Annotated in this window: 17 protein-coding genes and 1 tRNA gene; 13 read left to right on the top strand and 5 right to left on the bottom strand. The window is 71.7% G+C overall.

Annotated elements, in window-relative coordinates:
• Positions 1-25 precede the first annotated feature (25 nt).
• Positions 26-952 (top strand): helix-turn-helix transcriptional regulator, encoded by a 927-nt coding sequence (locus DEJ20_RS08545; RefSeq protein ID WP_111235141.1) that lies wholly within the window; start codon positions 26-28, stop codon positions 950-952.
• A gap of 16 nt (positions 953-968) precedes the next feature.
• On the opposite strand, the gene DEJ20_RS08540 is transcribed toward DEJ20_RS08545, so the two are convergent.
• Positions 969-1041, bottom strand: a tRNA-Val gene (locus DEJ20_RS08540).
• An 85-nt stretch (positions 1042-1126) separates the two neighbouring features.
• On the opposite strand from DEJ20_RS08540, the gene DEJ20_RS08535 reads away from it, so the two are divergent.
• From DEJ20_RS08535 to DEJ20_RS08515, 5 genes are read left to right on the top strand one after another with little or no spacing between them, the layout of a single operon-like run.
• Positions 1127-1771 (top strand): SatD family protein, encoded by a 645-nt coding sequence (locus DEJ20_RS08535; RefSeq protein WP_111235142.1) that lies wholly within the window; start codon positions 1127-1129, stop codon positions 1769-1771.
• Entirely contained in the window at positions 1771-2649 is an 879-nt protein-coding gene (locus tag DEJ20_RS08530; protein ID WP_111235143.1) for a hypothetical protein, read from the top strand. Before DEJ20_RS08535 ends, DEJ20_RS08530 begins: the two co-directional genes overlap by 1 nt.
• A 44-nt stretch (positions 2650-2693) precedes the next feature.
• The gene (locus DEJ20_RS08525) at positions 2694-3227 is read left to right on the top strand and encodes a hypothetical protein (protein ID WP_111235144.1); all 534 of its coding nucleotides are present in this window, start codon (positions 2694-2696) and stop codon (positions 3225-3227) included.
• Positions 3228-3261: 34 nt separating this feature from the next.
• On the top strand, positions 3262-4242 hold the full coding sequence (locus DEJ20_RS08520) for an aldo/keto reductase (protein WP_111235145.1): 981 nt from the start codon (positions 3262-3264) through the stop codon (positions 4240-4242).
• Positions 4239-4787 (top strand): hypothetical protein, encoded by a 549-nt coding sequence (locus DEJ20_RS08515; RefSeq protein WP_111235146.1) that lies wholly within the window; start codon positions 4239-4241, stop codon positions 4785-4787. The genes DEJ20_RS08520 and DEJ20_RS08515 overlap by 4 nt, the downstream gene beginning before the upstream one ends.
• Before the next feature lie 18 nt (positions 4788-4805).
• Here the strand turns inward: DEJ20_RS08515 and DEJ20_RS08510 are convergent, their stop codons facing one another.
• Both DEJ20_RS08510 and DEJ20_RS08505 read right to left on the bottom strand, forming a co-directional pair.
• A complete protein-coding gene (locus tag DEJ20_RS08510) occupies positions 4806-6380 on the bottom strand; it encodes a phenylacetate--CoA ligase family protein (RefSeq protein ID WP_258377146.1) in 1575 nt (524 codons plus the stop codon).
• Complete coding sequence (locus DEJ20_RS08505; protein ID WP_258377147.1) at positions 6377-7237, bottom strand: nitroreductase family protein; 861 nt, start codon at positions 7235-7237, stop codon at positions 6377-6379. Before DEJ20_RS08505 ends, DEJ20_RS08510 begins: the two co-directional genes overlap by 4 nt.
• A gap of 282 nt (positions 7238-7519) precedes the next feature.
• Here DEJ20_RS08505 and DEJ20_RS08500 point away from each other — a divergent pair, with 282 nt between their 5' ends.
• The 5 genes from DEJ20_RS08500 (at position 7520) to DEJ20_RS08480 (ending at position 12013) form a co-directional block, all read left to right on the top strand.
• Positions 7520-7894, top strand: a complete 375-nt coding sequence (locus DEJ20_RS08500; RefSeq protein ID WP_171907809.1) for a holo-ACP synthase — start codon at positions 7520-7522, stop codon at positions 7892-7894.
• Positions 7895-7975: 81 nt separating this feature from the next.
• Positions 7976-8275: an acyl carrier protein gene (locus DEJ20_RS08495; RefSeq protein ID WP_111055374.1), complete on the top strand. Its 300-nt coding sequence runs from the start codon at positions 7976-7978 to the stop codon at positions 8273-8275.
• Positions 8272-9447 (top strand): acyl-CoA dehydrogenase family protein, encoded by a 1176-nt coding sequence (locus DEJ20_RS08490; protein WP_071405339.1) that lies wholly within the window; start codon positions 8272-8274, stop codon positions 9445-9447. Before DEJ20_RS08495 ends, DEJ20_RS08490 begins: the two co-directional genes overlap by 4 nt.
• Complete coding sequence (locus DEJ20_RS08485; protein ID WP_220034979.1) at positions 9444-10430, top strand: amino acid--[acyl-carrier-protein] ligase; 987 nt, start codon at positions 9444-9446, stop codon at positions 10428-10430. The genes DEJ20_RS08490 and DEJ20_RS08485 overlap by 4 nt, the downstream gene beginning before the upstream one ends.
• Positions 10427-12013, top strand: coding sequence for an alpha/beta fold hydrolase (locus DEJ20_RS08480; RefSeq protein WP_111235147.1), 1587 nt, complete (start codon positions 10427-10429; stop codon positions 12011-12013). Before DEJ20_RS08485 ends, DEJ20_RS08480 begins: the two co-directional genes overlap by 4 nt.
• Positions 12014-12028: 15 nt before the next feature.
• Here the strand turns inward: DEJ20_RS08480 and DEJ20_RS08475 are convergent, their stop codons facing one another.
• Positions 12029-12955 carry an alpha/beta fold hydrolase gene (locus tag DEJ20_RS08475; protein ID WP_181431523.1) on the bottom strand — a complete coding sequence of 309 codons (927 nt, stop codon included), beginning with the start codon at positions 12953-12955 and terminating at the stop codon, positions 12029-12031.
• Positions 12956-13011: 56 nt separating this feature from the next.
• Positions 13012-13500, bottom strand: coding sequence for a peroxiredoxin (locus tag DEJ20_RS08470; protein WP_071248033.1), 489 nt, complete (start codon positions 13498-13500; stop codon positions 13012-13014).
• A gap of 241 nt (positions 13501-13741) precedes the next feature.
• Between DEJ20_RS08470 and aceE the strand changes: the two genes are divergently transcribed.
• Both aceE and DEJ20_RS08460 read left to right on the top strand, forming a co-directional pair.
• A complete protein-coding gene (gene aceE / locus DEJ20_RS08465; RefSeq protein ID WP_111235148.1) occupies positions 13742-16486 on the top strand; it encodes a pyruvate dehydrogenase (acetyl-transferring), homodimeric type in 2745 nt (914 codons plus the stop codon).
• A gap of 7 nt (positions 16487-16493) precedes the next feature.
• A complete protein-coding gene (locus DEJ20_RS08460; protein WP_111033506.1) occupies positions 16494-17720 on the top strand; it encodes a PucR family transcriptional regulator in 1227 nt (408 codons plus the stop codon).
• Positions 17721-17726: the final 6 nt, after the last annotated feature.

Here is a 17726-nt window from a genome sequence, read left to right as displayed (position 1 = left end):
TGCCACCTACCCTGGTCCCGTGCCCATGCCCGCCGACGACCTCACCCTCGCCGCGTACCTGCGCGCCGTCCGCGGCCGCCTCGCCCCGGAGTCGCTCGGACTGCCAGGCGGAGGTGTCCGCCGGGTTCCCGGGCTCCGCCGCGAGGAACTCGCGGTGCTGGGCGGCCTCAGCGTCGACTACTACACGCGTCTCGAGCAAGGGCGGGAGGTGAGCCCCGGTGCCGCCGTGCTCGAGGGCATCGCCGACGGGCTCGAGCTCCAGGGCGACGAGCGCGACCACCTGTTCTCGTTGGCAGGGCTGGTTGCTTCGCCGCGACTCCCCCGCGTGGCGACGTCGGTGACGCCGGCTCTCGGGCAACTGCTCGACTCGTGGTCGACACACCCCGCGTTCGTGATCGACCCCGCGCACGAGGTCCTCGCCGCGAACGCCCTGGCCCGTGCGGTGTACGCACCCTTCGGACGTTTCGACAACCTCGTGCGGATGACCTTCCTCGACCCGACGGCGCGGCACTTCCACGCCGACTGGGCCCGCGCCGCCGACGCAACCGTCGCGAGCCTGCGGGCGGCGACCGCGGAGTTCGGGGGCGACCCGCGCCTCCTTCGTCTCATTGCGGAAGTGAACGACGGCAGCCCGGAGTTCGCCGACCGGTGGAGTACGCAACGGGTACGGCGCAAGACGACCACCGCGAAACAGTTCGAGCACGGGGAGGTCGGGCGGCTGGAGTTCGACGCACACACCTTCGCCGTCGAGGGGTCACCCGGCCTGCAGCTCGTCGTCTACGGGTGCGAGGCCGGCTCCGCAACGGCGCGCGCGCTGATCCTGCTGTCCGTGGGCACGGCGAGCACATCGACGATCAGCGAGCCGGCGGCGACCTCGAAGCCGGATGGCCGTGGCACCTCAGCGACTGACGGATCGTCGGCCGGTCCCGGTGAAGGACCGGCCACGCGCTGAACCCGGGTCTTCTGGGTGGGCCCTGCCGGGATCGAACCGACGACATCCACGGTGTAAACGTGGCGCTCTACCAGCTGAGCTAAAGGCCCTCACGACCATCCTAGAGCGTCACGGCAGCCGGTGGAGTTTAGCCCCAGACTTACTTTCGACGATATGAAGCTCTACGCTTAACCCATGCAGTCCGAGCCCGTGATCGCCGTGATCGTCGACCTGGTCGACTCCCGCACGCTCGATGACCGCTCCGCAGCCCAGCAGGACGTCGAGCACGCCTTCGACAGTACCGCGGACATCACCGCGCTCGACCCCCTCCGCGCCACGGTCGGCGACGAGTTCCAGGTCATCTACAGCACGCTCACCGACGCGCTGCTGGCCACGACGGCCGCGACCCTCGCACTCCCCCCGACCGTGCAGATCCGCCTCGGCATCGGCCGCGGGCAGGTCCGGACGATCGGCACCGGCGGCGCCGGCCCGCTGCAGGACGGCCCGGGCTGGTGGTCGGCGCGGGACGCCATCAACGAGACCCACCGGCGCGAGGACGGCCGGACCGCGTTCCTGCGGTCCTGGTACCACGACGCCGACGACCGCCACGGAACGACGGAGCGACTCGTGAACGCCTACTTCCTCAGCCGGGACCACGTCGTCTCGCGGCTCGCACCCCGTGCGCGCCGGATCGCACTCGGTCTGGTCCAGGGCCGGACGCAGGCGCAGATCGCCGCGGACGAGGGGATCACCCCGTCGGCGGTGTCCCAGTCCGTGCAGAGGTCGGGCGTCGCCGCCCTGGTCGAGGGCCTGCGTGTCCTCGGGGACGGGGGCCGCTGATGCTCGCCGGAGTCCTCCTGACCCTCGTCGGGCTCGCCGACGTCGTCCGCGCACGCACCGGGACCGACGCGACACCACGGCGCGTGCTGACCACCACGGTGATCGTGCTGCTCTGGGCCGCCGTGACGACGGTGGCGGTGCTCGGCCTCGGCCTCGCCGTCTGGTCGGTGCTGGTCGCGGTCGTCCTCGCAGCCCTGTGGGTCGCGACCACGATCCCGGTGCGGTCCGGGGGCGCACCCGGCGGTCGCGATCGGGCACTCCCCTGGCTCCGCCGCTCGGGTTCCTGGCCGGCCGTCCTGCTCGCGGTCGCCGTCGCCGCGCTGCTGCTCTGGGCACCGACTGCCGACGCGTCCGGCTTCGTGGTCGACTGGCACCGCGACGCCGGCCCGGCGTTCGTCGGAGCGGTGCCGCTCGCGGCGCTCGTCGCCGGCATCGGATCGGCGCTGTTCCTGGTCGACTCGGCCAACGTGGTCGTCGCCCAGGCGCTGCCGCCGGGGCTGTCGCCCGACGCACGGCCCGGTGCAGTGGTGGCCGGGCCGACCAGCCGGAAGCGCTTCGGCTGGCACCGCACCACCCGGGCACGCGAAGCCGACGAGAACGCAGACGCAGACGCAGGTACGGACACGGACGGCACGGTCACCCTCAAGGGCGGGCGCATGATCGGCCCGATCGAGCGCCTGCTGTTGGCCGGGTTCTCGCTGGCCGGCGCCTTCCCCGTTGTGGCGGCACTGATCGCTGCGAAGGGGATCGTCCGGTTCCCCGAGATCCGCCGCGAGACGACCGGGTACCAGGCCGAGTACTTCCTGATCGGTAGCCTGGTGAGCTGGGCGATGGCCTTCGCCGCCGCCGGCATGTGCTGGTTGCTGGCACTGAGCTGAACGAACGCCCCGGGGCCCCGATCACCGCAGGTACGCTCTCCCCCGTGAACGGTGTCGGAGTCGGTGTCCTCGACGAAGCCGGGCGGCTCCGCCTGCTCGGTGCGGGTGTGACGGGAGCGGCCTTCGCCGTCGTCCTGGTCATGCTGGTCCTGTCCTCGTGGACCGAGGCGACCACCGCCGTCCTGGTCTCGGTCGGCATCCCGACCGCCGTGGCGGGTGCCGCGATCGCCGTCGTCCTGCAGCGCCGCGCCTGGCGCACCGAGGGCGGCTACGAACGGTCGATCGTCGTCCGCGAGTGGATCGCCGACGGCCAGGTGCCCGCCGGTGTGCCGGCGGACCAGTGGATCCCGCTCGTCCAGGCGCAGGCCGACCGAGAGGGCGCCGGCTGGGGCAAGGTCGTCCTCGGCGTGCTGTGGATCGCGATGACCTGGTCGATGCGCGACCAGCACGGCACGCTCATCACGACGATGCTCATCCTGCTGTGGAGCGCGATGGCTCTGTGGGCAGCCGTGTGGGTCATCCCCCGCGCCCGGGCGGCGCGAGCGCTCCTGCGCCGCGGCGTCTCCACGATCGGCTGAACCCGCCCGCGCACGTCTGACTACGCTCGGACCCATGCAGAGTCGCACCCTCGGCCGCACCGGCCGCTCCGTCTCCCCCATCGGTCTCGGCACCTGGCAGTTCGGCGGTGACTGGGGCCCCGTCTCCGAAGCCGACGCCAACGCCGTCATGGACGCCTCCGTCGAGTCGGGCGTCACCCTGTTCGACACCGCCGACGTCTACGGCGACGGCCGGAGCGAGCAGCTCATCGGCGCGTGGCGTGCCGCGAACCCCGACGTGCCGCTGACGATCACCACGAAGATGGGCCGGCGCGCCGACCAGGTCCCCGAGAACTACGTCGCCGCGAACTTCCGCGAGTGGGTGGACCGCTCGCGGCAGAACCTCCGGCAGGACACCCTCGACCTCGTGCAGCTGCACTGCCCGCCGACCCCGGTCTACGAGGACGACGCCGTCTACGACGCCCTCGACGCGCTGGTCGCCGACGGCTCGGTCGCCGCCTACGGCGTCAGCGTCGAGACCGCCGACCAGGCCCTCACCGCGATTGCCCGGCCCGGCGTCGCGAGCGTCCAGATCATCCTCAACGCGTTCCGCCTCAAGCCGCTCGACCGCGTGCTGCCGGCCGCCCTGGAGGCAGGGGTCGGCATCCTGGCGCGCGTCCCGTTGGCCTCGGGGCTGCTCTCGGGCAAGTACACGACCGACACGTCGTTCGCCGAGGGCGACCACCGCAACTACAACCGCCACGGCGAGGCCTTCGACCAGGGCGAGACCTTCAGCGGCGTCGACTACGACGACGGCGTGCGCGCGGCGCAGACCTTCGCGGCGTCCCTGCCGGACGCCGTCTCGGTCCCGCAGGCGGCACTCGCGTGGATCCTCGCTCAGGACGGCGTCACCGCGGCGATCCCGGGCGCGCGCAACCCGGAGCAGGCGCGCTCGAACGCCGCCGCCGGCGACCTGCCGCCGATCGAGGGGCTCGACGCCACCGTGCACGACCTGTACGACACGTGGTTCCGCGCGAGCGTCCACGACCGTTGGTGAACCTGCGGAGCGTCGCGGTCGCGGCCGCACTCCTGCTGCTGTCCGGGTGCGCCGTATCCGGACCGGCCACCGCCCGCGACGCTCCGCCGTGGCCACGGCCGACCGACCTGACGGCCCGCGCCGAGTCCGCCGGACTCCGGAACGTCTGGGGCGAACGGCTGGCCGAGCACGTGCACACGCACCTGACGATCCTGGACGGCGACGAGCCGGTGACCGTCCCCGCGAACGTCGGGCACTCCGACAGCCGGAAGTTCGCCGCGGAGATCCACACGCACGACACCTCGGGCATCGTGCACGTCGAGTCCCCGACGGAGCAGACGTTCACGCTCGGCCAGTTCTTCGACGAGTGGGGCGTCTCGCTCGGTCCGGAGCACGTCGGTGGCCTGCGCGGCGAACTGACGGTGTGGGTCGACGGGCACCGGAGGATCGGCAACCCGCGCTCGGTCGAACTGTCGAACCTGCGACAGATCGTCCTCGTCGTCACGACCGTCGGCGAGGTCCCGCACCTGCCGGCGCCCTTCGACTGGCCCCCGCAGTACGACTAGCGCCGGAACCGGCTCGGCTCAGGCCTCCTTCGCCGCGACCCACGACAGGTCGAGGTCCCACTGCGCGACCGACCCGGCCGGCAGCTGCCACACGTACTCGTTCTTGAGCTTCTTGCCGTCCTCGCGGAACGGCCCCGTCCGGTACGGGTAGAACGCGACCGTCGGCAGCGTGCCCGGCGGCGCCGTACGGATCGCGTTCGAGAAGTCCTTGTTCAACCGCCGCAGCTCGGCGATCACGTCGCCCCGGGCGGCGTCCGCGTCGAACCCGCCGGCACCCGAGGCGAGCTGGAACGCGATGTGCAGCTGCCGGTCACCGCGGTCGTCCTCGTAGCTGATCAGCCGGTGGTTCTCGACGGCCTCGAGCAGCTCCGGGTCGCCGTACACGACGTCCCGCACCACGTCGGGTGCGACGACGGCGCCGTTGTAGTCGACGGACAGGTCGGACCGGCCGTAGTGGAACAGCAGCGGCAGGTCGAGCTCGGCCTCCGCGGCGAGCGCCGCGTGTCCGGTCGCCCGCAGCACGGACCGCAGCTCCTTCATCCGCACCACGTGTCCGCGATCGTGGATGTTGTAGCGGATGCGTGGGCTGATGTTCTCGGAGCGGGCAATGGTGACGACGAGTTCGCCGAGGTCGTTCGTCTCGATCAGGTAGCCGAACGGGTTGAACTGGAACACCATCGGGAGCACCCCGTACTCGCCCTGCTTGGTCAGGGCGGCGGAGAGTTCCGGTGAGGCGGCGATCGCCCGGCGCAGCTGCACGCTGAACGGGGTCTCGATGCCGAGGTTGATCTCGAGGTCGCTCGCCCCGTAGGAGCCGAGCACGGCCTGCGCGTACTGCTCGATGTGGGCGCGCATGTTCTCGCTGATGCCCTCGCCCCCGAACGCGGCGACGATCGTGTACTGGCTCCAGTCGAGTCGGTCGTCTTCGAACAGGGCCTTCAGGAACGGCGGGTAGCTGCAGATGATGTAGGTGAAGTCGGTGCCGAACTCGCGCATCGTCTGCACGATCTTGTCGCCGTCCGGGCCGATCGACTTGATCATGGACGACTCGGTGAGCGAGGCGGTCACGTTCATCCCGGTGGCCCAGGCCCCGAGCGAGAAGGCGTTGAGCACGAACGGCTGCTTCGACAGGTCCTTCGCGGTGCGGGAGAACCCGAGCTGCAGCAGCTGTCGGGTGGCCTGGCGTTCGTCGGGGCCGCGCACCCAGCTGGTCGGGGTGCCGCTCGAGCCGCTGGACTCGTCGACGACGACGCCGCGTCGGGGCAGGCGTCCGTCGATGCAGCGCTCGGGGATGCTCCAGCGCTTGACGTAGGAGTCCTTGTCCATCTCGGGCAGTCCCGAGATCGCCGCGGCGATCCCACCACGGGTGTCGAGCCTGGAGGCGCGTCCGGACTCCGCCAGGAACGCCCGGTACGCGGGGACCCGCTTCGCAGCCCGTTCCGCGGTCCGCCAGGCACGCCAGCGTCCGAGGGTCCAGCGGAGCGGCTCGATGCCCGGTGTGAGCAGGAGCTTGTGGGTGCCGACGCGGGGCATGAACAGCGCGACGAACGTCTCGACCACCCACACCACCGAGAACACCGCTGCGCGCTTCACCGGGCACCGCCGACGGTCATCGCTGCGGCGGGTCGGCGGTGTGCCAGGGGTGGTGGGTCGCTGCGTCCGAAGCGGAACAGCATCCAGGCCATCCGCCCGTCGGACTCGTCGACGCCCGCCCGTTCCACGAACGCCGCGTGTGACCGCGGGTTGGTGATCACGGTGCCGAAGGGGTGCATCGCGATGCCGCGTGCGGAGAACTCGAGCCAGATGCGCATGAAGACCCGTCCGGCCTCGACGTACTCGGCCGGGGTGCTGAACGGTCCCTCGAGCCAGGCGAGCTGTCGGACGCCCCGCATGGTGGACAGGTACACCCTGCGGAAGACCCCGCCGATGCCCGGGGCCTGCCAGAGTCCGCGGTGCTCCATGGCGAACCGGAGCACCGGGCCGGGCATGAGCATCGTCTCGGCGGACAGCCCGTCGCCGGTGGCCGCTGCCTGTCGCTTCGAGAACCGCAGCCAGTGCAGGATCTCGTCGTGCACGGCGTCGTGCTGCAGGTCGTCGAACAGGGTCTCCTGGTTGACGCGCACGATCTCGTCGACGGTGGTCCGGTCGTCGGAGGTGCGGAAGCGTTGTCCGGCCGCCGACGCGATGGCGGACGCGGCCTCGATCGCGGTGGCGTCGACGAGCGTTGCGTCGTAGGGCCTGCGCGAGGTTCGCCGTGCGAGGAAGCCGGCCAGGGCCTCCCGGTCGTCCGCGGTGACCACGTGCGGACGCAACGTCACCGTGCCCAGTCGGTGCAGGTGGTCGTCCGCACCGGCGCCGAGCCGACCGAAGTCCATCTCGGCGTGGTCGAGCCGTTCCTGCACGGTGAACCCGTGCGCCCGCGCCACCACGTCGAGCCCGGCCAGGAACACCCGGCGCAGACGTGCCCGAACGGGATGCCGAACGACTCCGCCGGCAACCCCCGATGCAGGTCGTAGAAAACGGTCGCGGTGCGGTCGTCCTCGACGCGCACGACGATCGGTTGCGAGTTGTGCGGCGACGGGTAGTGCCGCGCGTCCTCGATGATGCCCGCCCACGGTGATGCCATCGTTCCCCCTCGGTGGTCCCTGGCGACGATCATACGAACCCCCGGCGTGCCCCATGCCGGTCAGGGCATGCACTGTGGACAACCGGTGCGTAGCCTGCTCCTCGTGATGACCATCCGCACCGGCACCGACCTCGCCGCGGTCGAGGACGTCGTCGACGCCGTGACCGCGCACGGCGAGCGGTACCTGGACCGGGTGTTCACCCTGCGGGAGCGCACCGACACCGGCGACGACCCAGAGCGCCTCGCTGCCCGGTTCGCGGGCAAGGAGGCCGTCGTGAAACTGCTGCGGCCGGCTCCGGACCAGGCGATCCCGCTGCGTGACGTCGCCGTCGTGCTCGACGCCGGCGGCGCCCCCACGGTCGAGCTGTCCGGAGCGGCCGCGGCCCTGGCGGAGTCGATCGGGTGCGGCCCGATCGCGGTCTCGTTGGCACACGAACGGGGGCTCGCGGTGGCGACGGCGGTGGCCCTCTCGGAGCGCTGACCCGGCGCTCCGGACAGGGGTGCGGTTTCCCGCACCCGCACGGCGGTTTCCCGAGGGCCGTTCCTCTTTACGGTTGCAGTCATGGAACAGGACCCGAACCCCTCCAGCACGACCGCGACGATCGCCGACCCGGCCACCGACCGGGCCGTCCGTCGCGCCCTCGCCGAGCACGGCCGGCTGACGGTCGACGCGTGGGACGTCGCGTCGATCGCCGACCTCTACGCCCTCGGCCTGACCTCGCACGCCACCGTCAACGTGATGCTCGCGGTGGAGTCCGACCTCGACGTCGAGTTCCCCGACTCCGTGCTGAACCGGTCCACCTTCGCGAGCGTCGAGTCGATCGTCGCCGCGGCGGAGCTCGCCGCGGAGCTCGCCTCGTGACCCTCGTCCTGCCGGCACCGTCGGTCGTCGACCGCTTCGCCGAGCGTGCGAGCGCGGTGGCCGAGGTCGCCGCACAGTTCGCCGACGAGGTCGACCGCGACGCCCGACCCCCGCGCGAGGCCATCGCCGCGATGCGGGAGTACGGCCTGCTCGCGGCAGCGGTGCCGACCGAGCACGGTGGCGAGGGTGCCTCCGTGGCGGAGCTCTCCGCGATCGCGACCGAACTCGGCCGGGCCTGCGCCGCGACCGGCATGGTGTTCGCGATGCACCAGGGCCAGGTCATGGCGCTCTGGCGGCACGGCGGCGACGGCGCCGGCGTGCTCGAGACGATCGAGGCCGTCCGGGGTGGGGCACTCGTCGCGTCGGCCACCACCGAGCGCGGCGTCGGCGGCGACGCCCGGCGGTCCACCTGCTCCATCGAGCCGACCGACGACGGCCGGATCCGCCTGCGCAAGGACGCGCCGGTGATCTCGTACGCCACCGAGGCCGACGCGGTGTTCGTCACCGCCCGCCGCGACCCCGACGCCCCGGCGTCGGACCAGCGACTGCTCATCTGCCGCACCGACACGATGGTCCTGTCGCAGACGTCCACCTGGGACACCATGGGGCTCCGCGGCACGTGCAGCAACGGGTGGATCCTCGACACCGAGACGACGACCGACCGGGTGTTCCGCGACGACTACGCCGCGATCTCCGCCCAGACCGTCCTGCCGGTGTCGCACGTGCTCTGGGCCTCGGTCTGGCTCGGCATCGCGGTCTCGTCCGCCGAACGTGCCCGCAGCGCCGTCCGCAAGCAGGCCCGCGCCGCCGTGGGGACGACCCCGCCCGGTGCCCTGCGGCTGGCCGAGCTCCTGGTCGACCTGCAGGCCCTGGCCGACTCGGTGCGCCACGCCGCCGAACGGTTCGACGCCGCCGCCGACGACCCGGACGTGCTGGCCTCGAGCGCGTACGCCCTGGCCGCGAACGCCCTGAAGATCGGTGCGTCCGAGCGCGTCACCGACATCGTCACGAAGGCGCTGCGCATCGTCGGGATCGCGGGCTACGCCGCCTCGGGTCCGATGAGCATCGCCCGACACCTCCGAGACGCCCACGGGGCCGCCGTCATGGTGAGCAACGACCGCCTCCTCAAGAACGACGCCGACCTGGCCATCATGACGGGAGTGATCCTGTGACCATCACGGACACCACCACGCACACCACCGACACCACCACCGCGGACAGCGCCGCCGCGGACACCACCGCGGCGCTCGACGCCGCCCGCGCCGCCCTCCGCGCCCGCCTGCTCACCGACGACGTCCTCCTCGACCTCGGTACACCCGGCCTCTACGGCCGCACCGGGGTCTTCGAGCGCGTGTACGCCGCGGTCGACGCCGCTGCGGTCCGCAGCCAGCAGCACCTCGGCGCCGAGGTCCTGCGCTTCCCGCCGGTCGAGCCGCTCGCGTCGTTCGAGCGCACCGACTACATCGCGTCGTTCCCGGACCTCGCCGCGTCGATCTCCGGGTTCACCGGTGACGACCGCACCCACCGCGCACTGCTCGCCGCCCGCGAGCGCGGTGAGCGCTGGGAGGGGTTCCTCGAGCCGGCCGACCTCATGCTCACCCCCGCGGTCTGCCACCCGGTCTACGGCCTGATCGGCGACACCGTGCCGCAGCAGGGGCGGTTCTTCGACGTCCTCGGCGACTCCTTCCGCCGCGAGCCCTCGCTCGACCCGATGCGCCTGCAGGCCTTCCACATGCACGAGTTCGTGCACGTCGGCACACCCGCGTCCGCAGCGGCTCACCGAGACGGCAGCATCCCGGTGATGCGCGCCCTGCTCGAGTCGTTCGGGCTCGAGATCGACGTCGTCCCCGCCAACGACCCCTTCTTCGGCCGCGTCGGGCAGATGCTCGCTCGCAACCAGGTCGAGCAGGCGCTCAAGTTCGAGTTCGTGACGAAGGTCTACGGCCCCGACCACGACGCCACCGCGATCAGCTCCGCGAACCTGCACGAGGACCACTTCGGCACCTCGTTCGGCCTCCGCACCGAGGACGGACAGGTCGCGCACAGCGCCTGCATCGCGTTCGGCCTGGAGCGCATCACCATCGCCCTGTTCGCCGCCCACGGCACGGACCTCGACGCCTGGCCGGCGTCCGCCCGCGCCGCCCTCGCCCTGTGACCACGCTGCACGGCTGGTCCGGATCGCCGGCGATCCGCGCCGCGGTCCAGCTCCCCGCCGCCGCGCGCGCCGGCGTCGTCATCTGCCCGCCGCTCGGGCAGGAGGGCGTCATCGCGTACCGCACGCTCCGTCTGCTGGCAGACCGTCTGGAGGCCCGTGGCATCGCCTCGGTGCGCTACGACCCGTCCGGACGTGGTGACGGCGCCCCCGACACCACACCGGACGCGCAGGTGCGGTCCGCACGCCACGCCGCCGCCGTGCTCCGCACGACCGGGGTACAGCACGTCGCGTTCGTCGGGCTCGCCTCGGCCGCCCTCGTCGCGGCGAACGCGGCCGCGGACACCGACGGCCTCGTCGTCTGGGACGCCCCGGCATCGGGCAAGGGGTGGCTCCGTCGGCAGCGCGCCCTCGCGACCATCACGATCGGTGCCGACCGCGTGGTCGACGGCGTCGAGAGCCTCATCGGGTTCGACGTCGAGCCCGACGAGGCCGCCGCGCTCTCGGACCTCGCCTTCGCCCCGCGCACCGGGCCCACCGTCGCGCTCGTCCGTCCCGGTGCCCGGCCGCCGAAGCCGCTCGGTGGCGTCGACGTGACCGAGGTCACCGGCAGCGCCGAGCTCCTCGACGGCACGAGCATCCACGCCCGCATCCCCGGAGCCGCCGTCGACACCGTCGTCGCCTGGCTCGGCACCTGGGCCCCCGGGTCAGCGGTGCCCGTCCGCACGCCCGTCCTCGACGAGGTCCTCGACGTCGACGGCCGCGTGTCGGAGCGCATCGTCCACCTCGGCCAACAGGGCCTGTTCGGGATCGAGACCGTCTCGTCCGCCCAGCACCACGACGCCCCCGTCGTCGTGCTCCACAGCGGCGGCGCCGAGCACCGCGTGGGTGCCACCGACTACCAGGTCGAACTCGCCCGCGCCCTCGCCCGCGACGGCGCCCGGGTCGTCCGGGTCGACCGTCGTGCCACCGGCGAGAGCACCGGCGTGCACGAGGACGAGCGGAGTTTCCTGTTCGCGCAGGAGTGGGTGGAGGACCAGACCGCCGTCGTCACCGCACTCGCCACACCATCGGACCGGCTCGTGCTCGTCGGCATGTGCGCCGGCGCCTGGGTCGCGGGCCGCGCCGTCGAGGAGGCCCCGCGTCTGGTCGTCGAGATCAGCCCGAACGACTACCGTCGCGTCCCGGCCGAGCCCGGCTCGTACGCCGACGGGGTCCGGGCGATCGACGCCCCGTCGCCCGCACGGATGTGGGTTCGCGAGCGGTACAACCGGTTCGTGCCGAAGGCCGTCCGAGACCGCATCGCCCGCCGCGACCGGATGGGCGGGGTCGTCGGCCACGTCCGCCCGCTCGTCGAGCACGGCACCGACGTCGTCGTGATCGTCGCTCCCGAGGACGCCGCCCTGTTCGACCGGCTCGGTGGGCAGAAGGCCGTCCGGCGCTGGCCCGGTGACGACCGTCGCGGCTCGGTGTCCGTCGTCCGCGTCGAGGACGGCGACCACGCGCTGTTCTCCCCGGCGATGCGCGAGGCCGTCGTCGCCGAGGTGCGCTCCCGCGTCGCGGCGACGTTCCCCGTCCACACCTGACGCGGTCCGCCCGGGTCAGCGGAGGCCGAGCTCCCGCGCGACGGCGTCGGGACGCTCGACGTGGGCGAAGTGGCCGCAGTCGTCGAGGAGCACCGTCCGGGTCTGCGGCACGATCTCCCGCAGGGCCTCGAGGTCCGAGACACGGGCGAACACGTCGTCGTGGCCGGCGATCGCCGTCACCGGGCAGGTGACGGCACGCCACCGGTCGACGTCGTACGCCGCCGCCGACCGTGCCGCCTCGGTGAACTGCTCCGGCCGGAGCTCCTCGACGAAGGCCTCGAGCACGCTCGGGTCCAGGCGTCGCACGTGCGTGAACACCGGCGCCGCGACGAGCGGCAACAGACCGATCCGCGCGATCCCCCGGAGCAGCCAACGAGCGGTGCCACCGGTCACCGTGAGACCCGCACGCAGCAGGGTGAACGCCGGCAGCGTGCCGATCGCCCGCACTGGGTGCCGAGCCGCGCCGGCCGTCGCGACCGTGGTGCCGGACACCAGGGCGAGCGACCGCACCCGCTCGGGCGCCACCACGGCCAGGTGCAACCCGACGAACGCACCCATGGAGTGCCCGACCACGTCGACCGCGCCGAGGCCCAGCGCACCGAGGACCGCCGACACGGCACCCGTGACGGCGTCGAGGTCGAGCGGTCCGTCCGGCGCCGGCGACGATCCCCACCCGGGCAGGTCGACGAGCACCAGCCCGCGGTCCCCGATCCCGTCCGCGGCGCGCAGCAACGGGGTCCACGTCGACCAGGAGCCGGCGACGCCGTGGAGCAGCAGGAGCGGGTCGTGCCCCGGCCGGTGGTGCACCACGACGGGGCCGGACGTCGTCGGGACCTCGAGGCGCCGGAGGTCCCACGTGGCGGGCGTGGCCGACACCGGGAAGGGCGCGTAGGGCTCAGCAGTGACCCCGCGACCACGTGGGTCGGTGTCGATGGCGTGCACCGGGCCTCCTGTCCGACCGTCGACGCGGACGCGTCCGTCAGGAGGGATTCGGAACGCTAGCCGACGGGGACGGGTGCCGAGCAGGCGGCGAGCCGGTCGAGGGCTGCCTTGTACTCGGCGACGTCGCGCTGCAGGCCGGGCTCGGTGATGATCGAGGCCTTGATGCGGCCCTGCACGTCGATGACGAAGGTCGCGCGGGTGGCGAAGCCCTTGTTCTCGAGGAACACGCCGTACTCCTTCGAGACCGCGCCGTGCGGCCAGAAGTCGGCGAGCAGCTCGAAGTCGTAGCCGTTCGTCTCGGCGAACGACCGGAGCGTCGCCTTCGAGTCGACCGAGATGCCGAGCAGCTCGATGCGCTGGTCCTGGAACATCGTGATGTTGTCCTGCAGGGTGCAGAGCTCGTTCGTGCACCCGGACGAGAACGCCAGCGGGAAGAAGACGAGTGCGACCGGGCGGTTGCCGCGGAAGTCGCTGAGTCGGACGTGCTCACCGAACTGGTTCGGGAGCTCGAAGTCCGGCGCGAGTGAGCCGATCTCCAGTGCCATCGCTACGTGTGCTTCTTCCTCGGGCGTGGGGTGTGCCCGTCGGGTCCGTGCGCCGCGGATCGCGTGTGCACGATCGGCCATGCTACGCCGACGACACCCGAATGCAAGCACCCGTCCACCTGCACGTCACCATCAGCATCAGCGTCGGTCCTGGGGCCTAGAGTGGACGGGGCCCCAGCCGGTCGCGACCCGACCACCGGAGCCACCATGTCCACCACCACGAGAACGAACGAGGTCAAGGGTGACGGTGAACGACCAGGACCCGTACAGCACCGGGGCGAACGACCAGGATCCGCAGGAGACCGCCGAATGGCGTGAGTCCCTCGACGGGCTGGTCCAGACCCACGGACACCAGCGCGGTCGCGAGATCATGCTGAGCCTGCTCAAGCGGTCCAAGGAACTGCACCTCGGTGTGCCGATGGTCCCGACGACGGACTACGTGAACACCATCGCGCCGGAGAACGAGCCGGAGTTCCCCGGCGACGAAGAGCTGGAGCGCCGGTACCGCCGCTGGATCCGCTGGAACGCGGCCATCACGGTGCACCGCGCACAGCGTCCGGGCATCGCGGTCGGCGGGCACATCTCGACGTACGCGTCGAGCGCCGCGATGTACGAGGTCGGCTACAACCACTTCTTCCGCGCGCAGGACCACCCCTCCGGTGGCGACCAGGTCTTCTTCCAGGGCCACGCCTCCCCCGGCATGTACGCCCGCGCGTACATGGAAGGGCGCCTCTCCGAGGACCAGCTCGACGGGTTCCGGCAGGAGAAGTCGCACGCCGGCGGCGGCCTGTCCTCGTACCCGCACCCGCGCCTCATGCCGCACTTCTGGCAGTTCCCGACCGTGTCGATGGGCATCGGCCCGATCAACGCGATCTACCAGGCGCAGCAGGCCAAGTACCTGTCGAACCGCGGCATCAAGGACGCCATGGACCAGCAGGTCTGGGCGTTCCTGGGCGACGGCGAGATGGACGAGGTCGAGTCCCGCGGGCAGCTCCAGGTCGCCGCGAACGACGGCCTCGACAACCTGAACTTCGTCATCAACTGCAACCTGCAGCGACTCGACGGTCCGGTCCGTGGCAACGGCAAGATCATCCAGGAGCTCGAGGCGTTCTTCCGCGGTGCGGGCTGGAACGTCATCAAGGTCGTCTGGGGCCGCGAGTGGGACGACCTGCTCGCCCGTGACACCGAGGGCGCACTCCTCAACCTGATGAACCAGACGCCGGACGGCGACTACCAGACGTACAAGGCCGAGAACGGTGCCTACGTGCGCGAGAACTTCTTCGGGCGCGACCCGAAGGCGCTCGAGCTCGTCAAGGACTACACCGACGACCAGATCTGGAACCTCAAGCGTGGCGGCCACGACTACCGCAAGGTCTACGCCGCGTTCAAGGCCGCGACCGAGCACAAGGGCCAGCCGACCGTCATCCTGGCGAAGACGGTCAAGGGCTACGGCCTCGGCCCGAGCTTCGAGGGCCGCAACGCGACCCACCAGATGAAGAAGCTCACGCTCGACAACCTCAAGCAGTTCCGCGACGAGATGCGCATCCCGATCTCCGACGCGCAGCTGGAAGAGAACCCGTACACGCCGCCGTACTACCACCCGGGCAACGACGACGAGGCGATCCAGTACATGCACGAGCGTCGTCGCGCGCTCGGTGGCTACGTGCCGGAACGTCGCACGAAGTACACGCAGTTCACGCTGCCGGACGACTCGAAGTACCAGGTCGTCAAGAAGGGCTCCGGCAAGCAGGAGGTCGCCACCACCATGGCGTTCGCGCGCCTGCTGAAGGACCTGCTGCGCTCGCCCGACTTCGGTGACCGCGTGGTCCCGATCATCCCGGACGAAGCACGCACGTTCGGCATGGACGCCTACTTCCCGTCGGCGAAGATCTACAACCCGAACGGCCAGCACTACACGTCGGTCGACCGCGAGCTCCTGTTGGCCTACAAGGAGAGCCCGCAGGGCCAGATCATCCACGTCGGCATCAACGAGGCGGGCGCCCTCGCGGCGTTCACCGCGGTCGGTACCTCGTACTCGACGCAGGGCGAGCCGCTCATCCCGGTCTACGTCTTCTACTCGATGTTCGGGTTCCAGCGCACCGGCGACGCCATCTGGGCCGCCGGTGACCAGATGACCCGTGGCTTCATGATCGGCGCGACGGCCGGCCGCACCACGCTGACGGGCGAGGGCCTGCAGCACGCGGACGGCCACTCGCCGCTCCTCGCCACGACGAACCCGGCCGTCGTCTCGTACGACCCGGCGTACGGCTACGAGATCGGCCACATCGTCAAGGCCGGCCTCGACCGCATGTACGGCACGAACGAGGACGGCTCGCCGAAGCACGCCGACCCGAACGTCATGTACTACCTGACGGTCTACAACGAGCCGCTGGTCCAGCCGGCCGAGCCCGAGGGCGTCGACGTCGAGGGCATCCTCAAGGGGATGTACCTGCTCAAGCCGAGCGAGCACGACGGCCCGAAGGCCCAGCTGCTCGCGTCCGGTGTCGCCGTGCCGTGGATCCTCGAGGCGCAGCAGCTCCTCGCCGAGGACTGGGGCGTGTCGGCCGACGTGTGGAGCGTCACGAGCTGGGGTGAGCTGTACCGCGACGGTGTGGCCGCCGAGCAGCAGGCGTTCCTCAACCCGAACGAGCCGGCCCGCACGCCGTTCGTCACCGAGCGGCTGCTCGGCACCGAGGGGCCGGTCGTCGCCGTGAGCGACTTCATGCACCTGGTGCAGGAGCAGATCCGCCCGTTCGTGCCGACCGACTACGCCACCCTCGGCGCCGACGGCTTCGGCTTCTCGGACACCCGTCCGGCCGCTCGCCGCTTCTTCCACATCGACGGCCCCTCGGTCGTCGTGCGGACGCTGCAGCAGCTCGCCCGCCAGGGCAAGGTCGACGGCGCGCTCGTCCAGCAGGCGATCGACAAGTACCGCCTGCACGACGTGACCGCCGGCACCACCGGCAGCGCGGGCGGCGAGAGCTGATCAACCCGTGACGACGGTCCGCCCGGACCACGAGAGCCAGGAGAGCGCGCGCGAGCGTGCGCTCTCCTGGCTCCGTCAGGTGTCCGGAGAACTCTCCACCGCCACGATCAAGCGGCTCGAGGACACGCTCCCCTGGTACAGCGAGATGCCACCGGGGCGCCGCTCCGCCGTGGGCCTCGTCGCCCAGGCCGGGATCACCTCGTTCATCAGCTGGCTCGAGGGCACCGCGTCGACGCCGTGGATCGCCGCGGCCGACGTCTTCGGGTCCGCGCCGCGGGAACTCCTGCGCTCGGTGAGCCTGCAGCAGACCCTGCAGCTCATCCGCGTCGTGGTGACCGTGGTCGAGGAACGCGCCGCCGACGACGAGATGCTGCAGGAGGCGATCCTCAAGTACTCCCGCGACATCGCGTTCGCCGCAGCCGACGTGTACGCCCGTGCGGCCGAGGCCCGCGGCCTGTGGGACGCCCGGCTCGAAGCGCTCGTGGTCGACTCGATCCTCTCCGGCGAGTACGACGACGAACTGCCCTCGCGCATCGCCGCCCTCGGGTGGCACGGCCACGGCGAGGTCGCGGTGCTCGTCGGCACCGCACCGAAGCAGCTCGAGGTCGACCAGGTCCGGCGCACCGCACGACACATGGACGCCGACGTGCTCGTCGGGGTCCAGGGGTCGCGGCTCGTCGTGGTGATCGGCCGCGCCACCCCGCGCGACGACGTCCCCGAGGGCGAGGAGCCCGTCTCCTTCACGACCATCGCGCAGGCCCTCGAACCGCTGTTCGGTGACGGCCACCTGGTGCTCGGCAACGAGGTCCCCGGGGTCGTCGACGCCTCGACGAGCGCGAAGGCCGCCCTCGCCGGGTTCGCCGTCGCGCGGGCCTGGCGTGGCGTGCCCCGCCCGGCCCTGGCCGACGACCTGCTGCCCGAACGGGCCCTGGCCGGCGATCCGCTCGCCCGGTCGGCCCTGGTGCAGCGCATCTACGTCCCGCTCAAGGACCAGTCCACCGAGCTCCTGCAGACGCTGTGGTGCTACCTGGACACCGGGCGTTCGCTCGAAGCCACGGCGCGCGAGCTCTTCGTGCACCCGAACACCGTGCGCTACCGCCTGCGCCGCGTCGCCGACATCATCGGCTGGGACGCCACGCACGCCCGTGACGCCCTGATCGTGCAGTCGGCGCTCATCCTCGGCGCGATGTCCGAGTCCGCGACCGGACGCCGCCGCATCACGCCCCGACGCTAGAGCGCT

Origin of the sequence: Curtobacterium sp. MCSS17_005, assembly GCF_003234225.2 — a bacterium.
In the GTDB taxonomy this organism is placed as follows: Bacteria; Actinomycetota; Actinomycetes; order Actinomycetales; family Microbacteriaceae; genus Curtobacterium; species Curtobacterium flaccumfaciens.
This window is presented reverse-complemented; position numbering and strand designations above follow the sequence as displayed.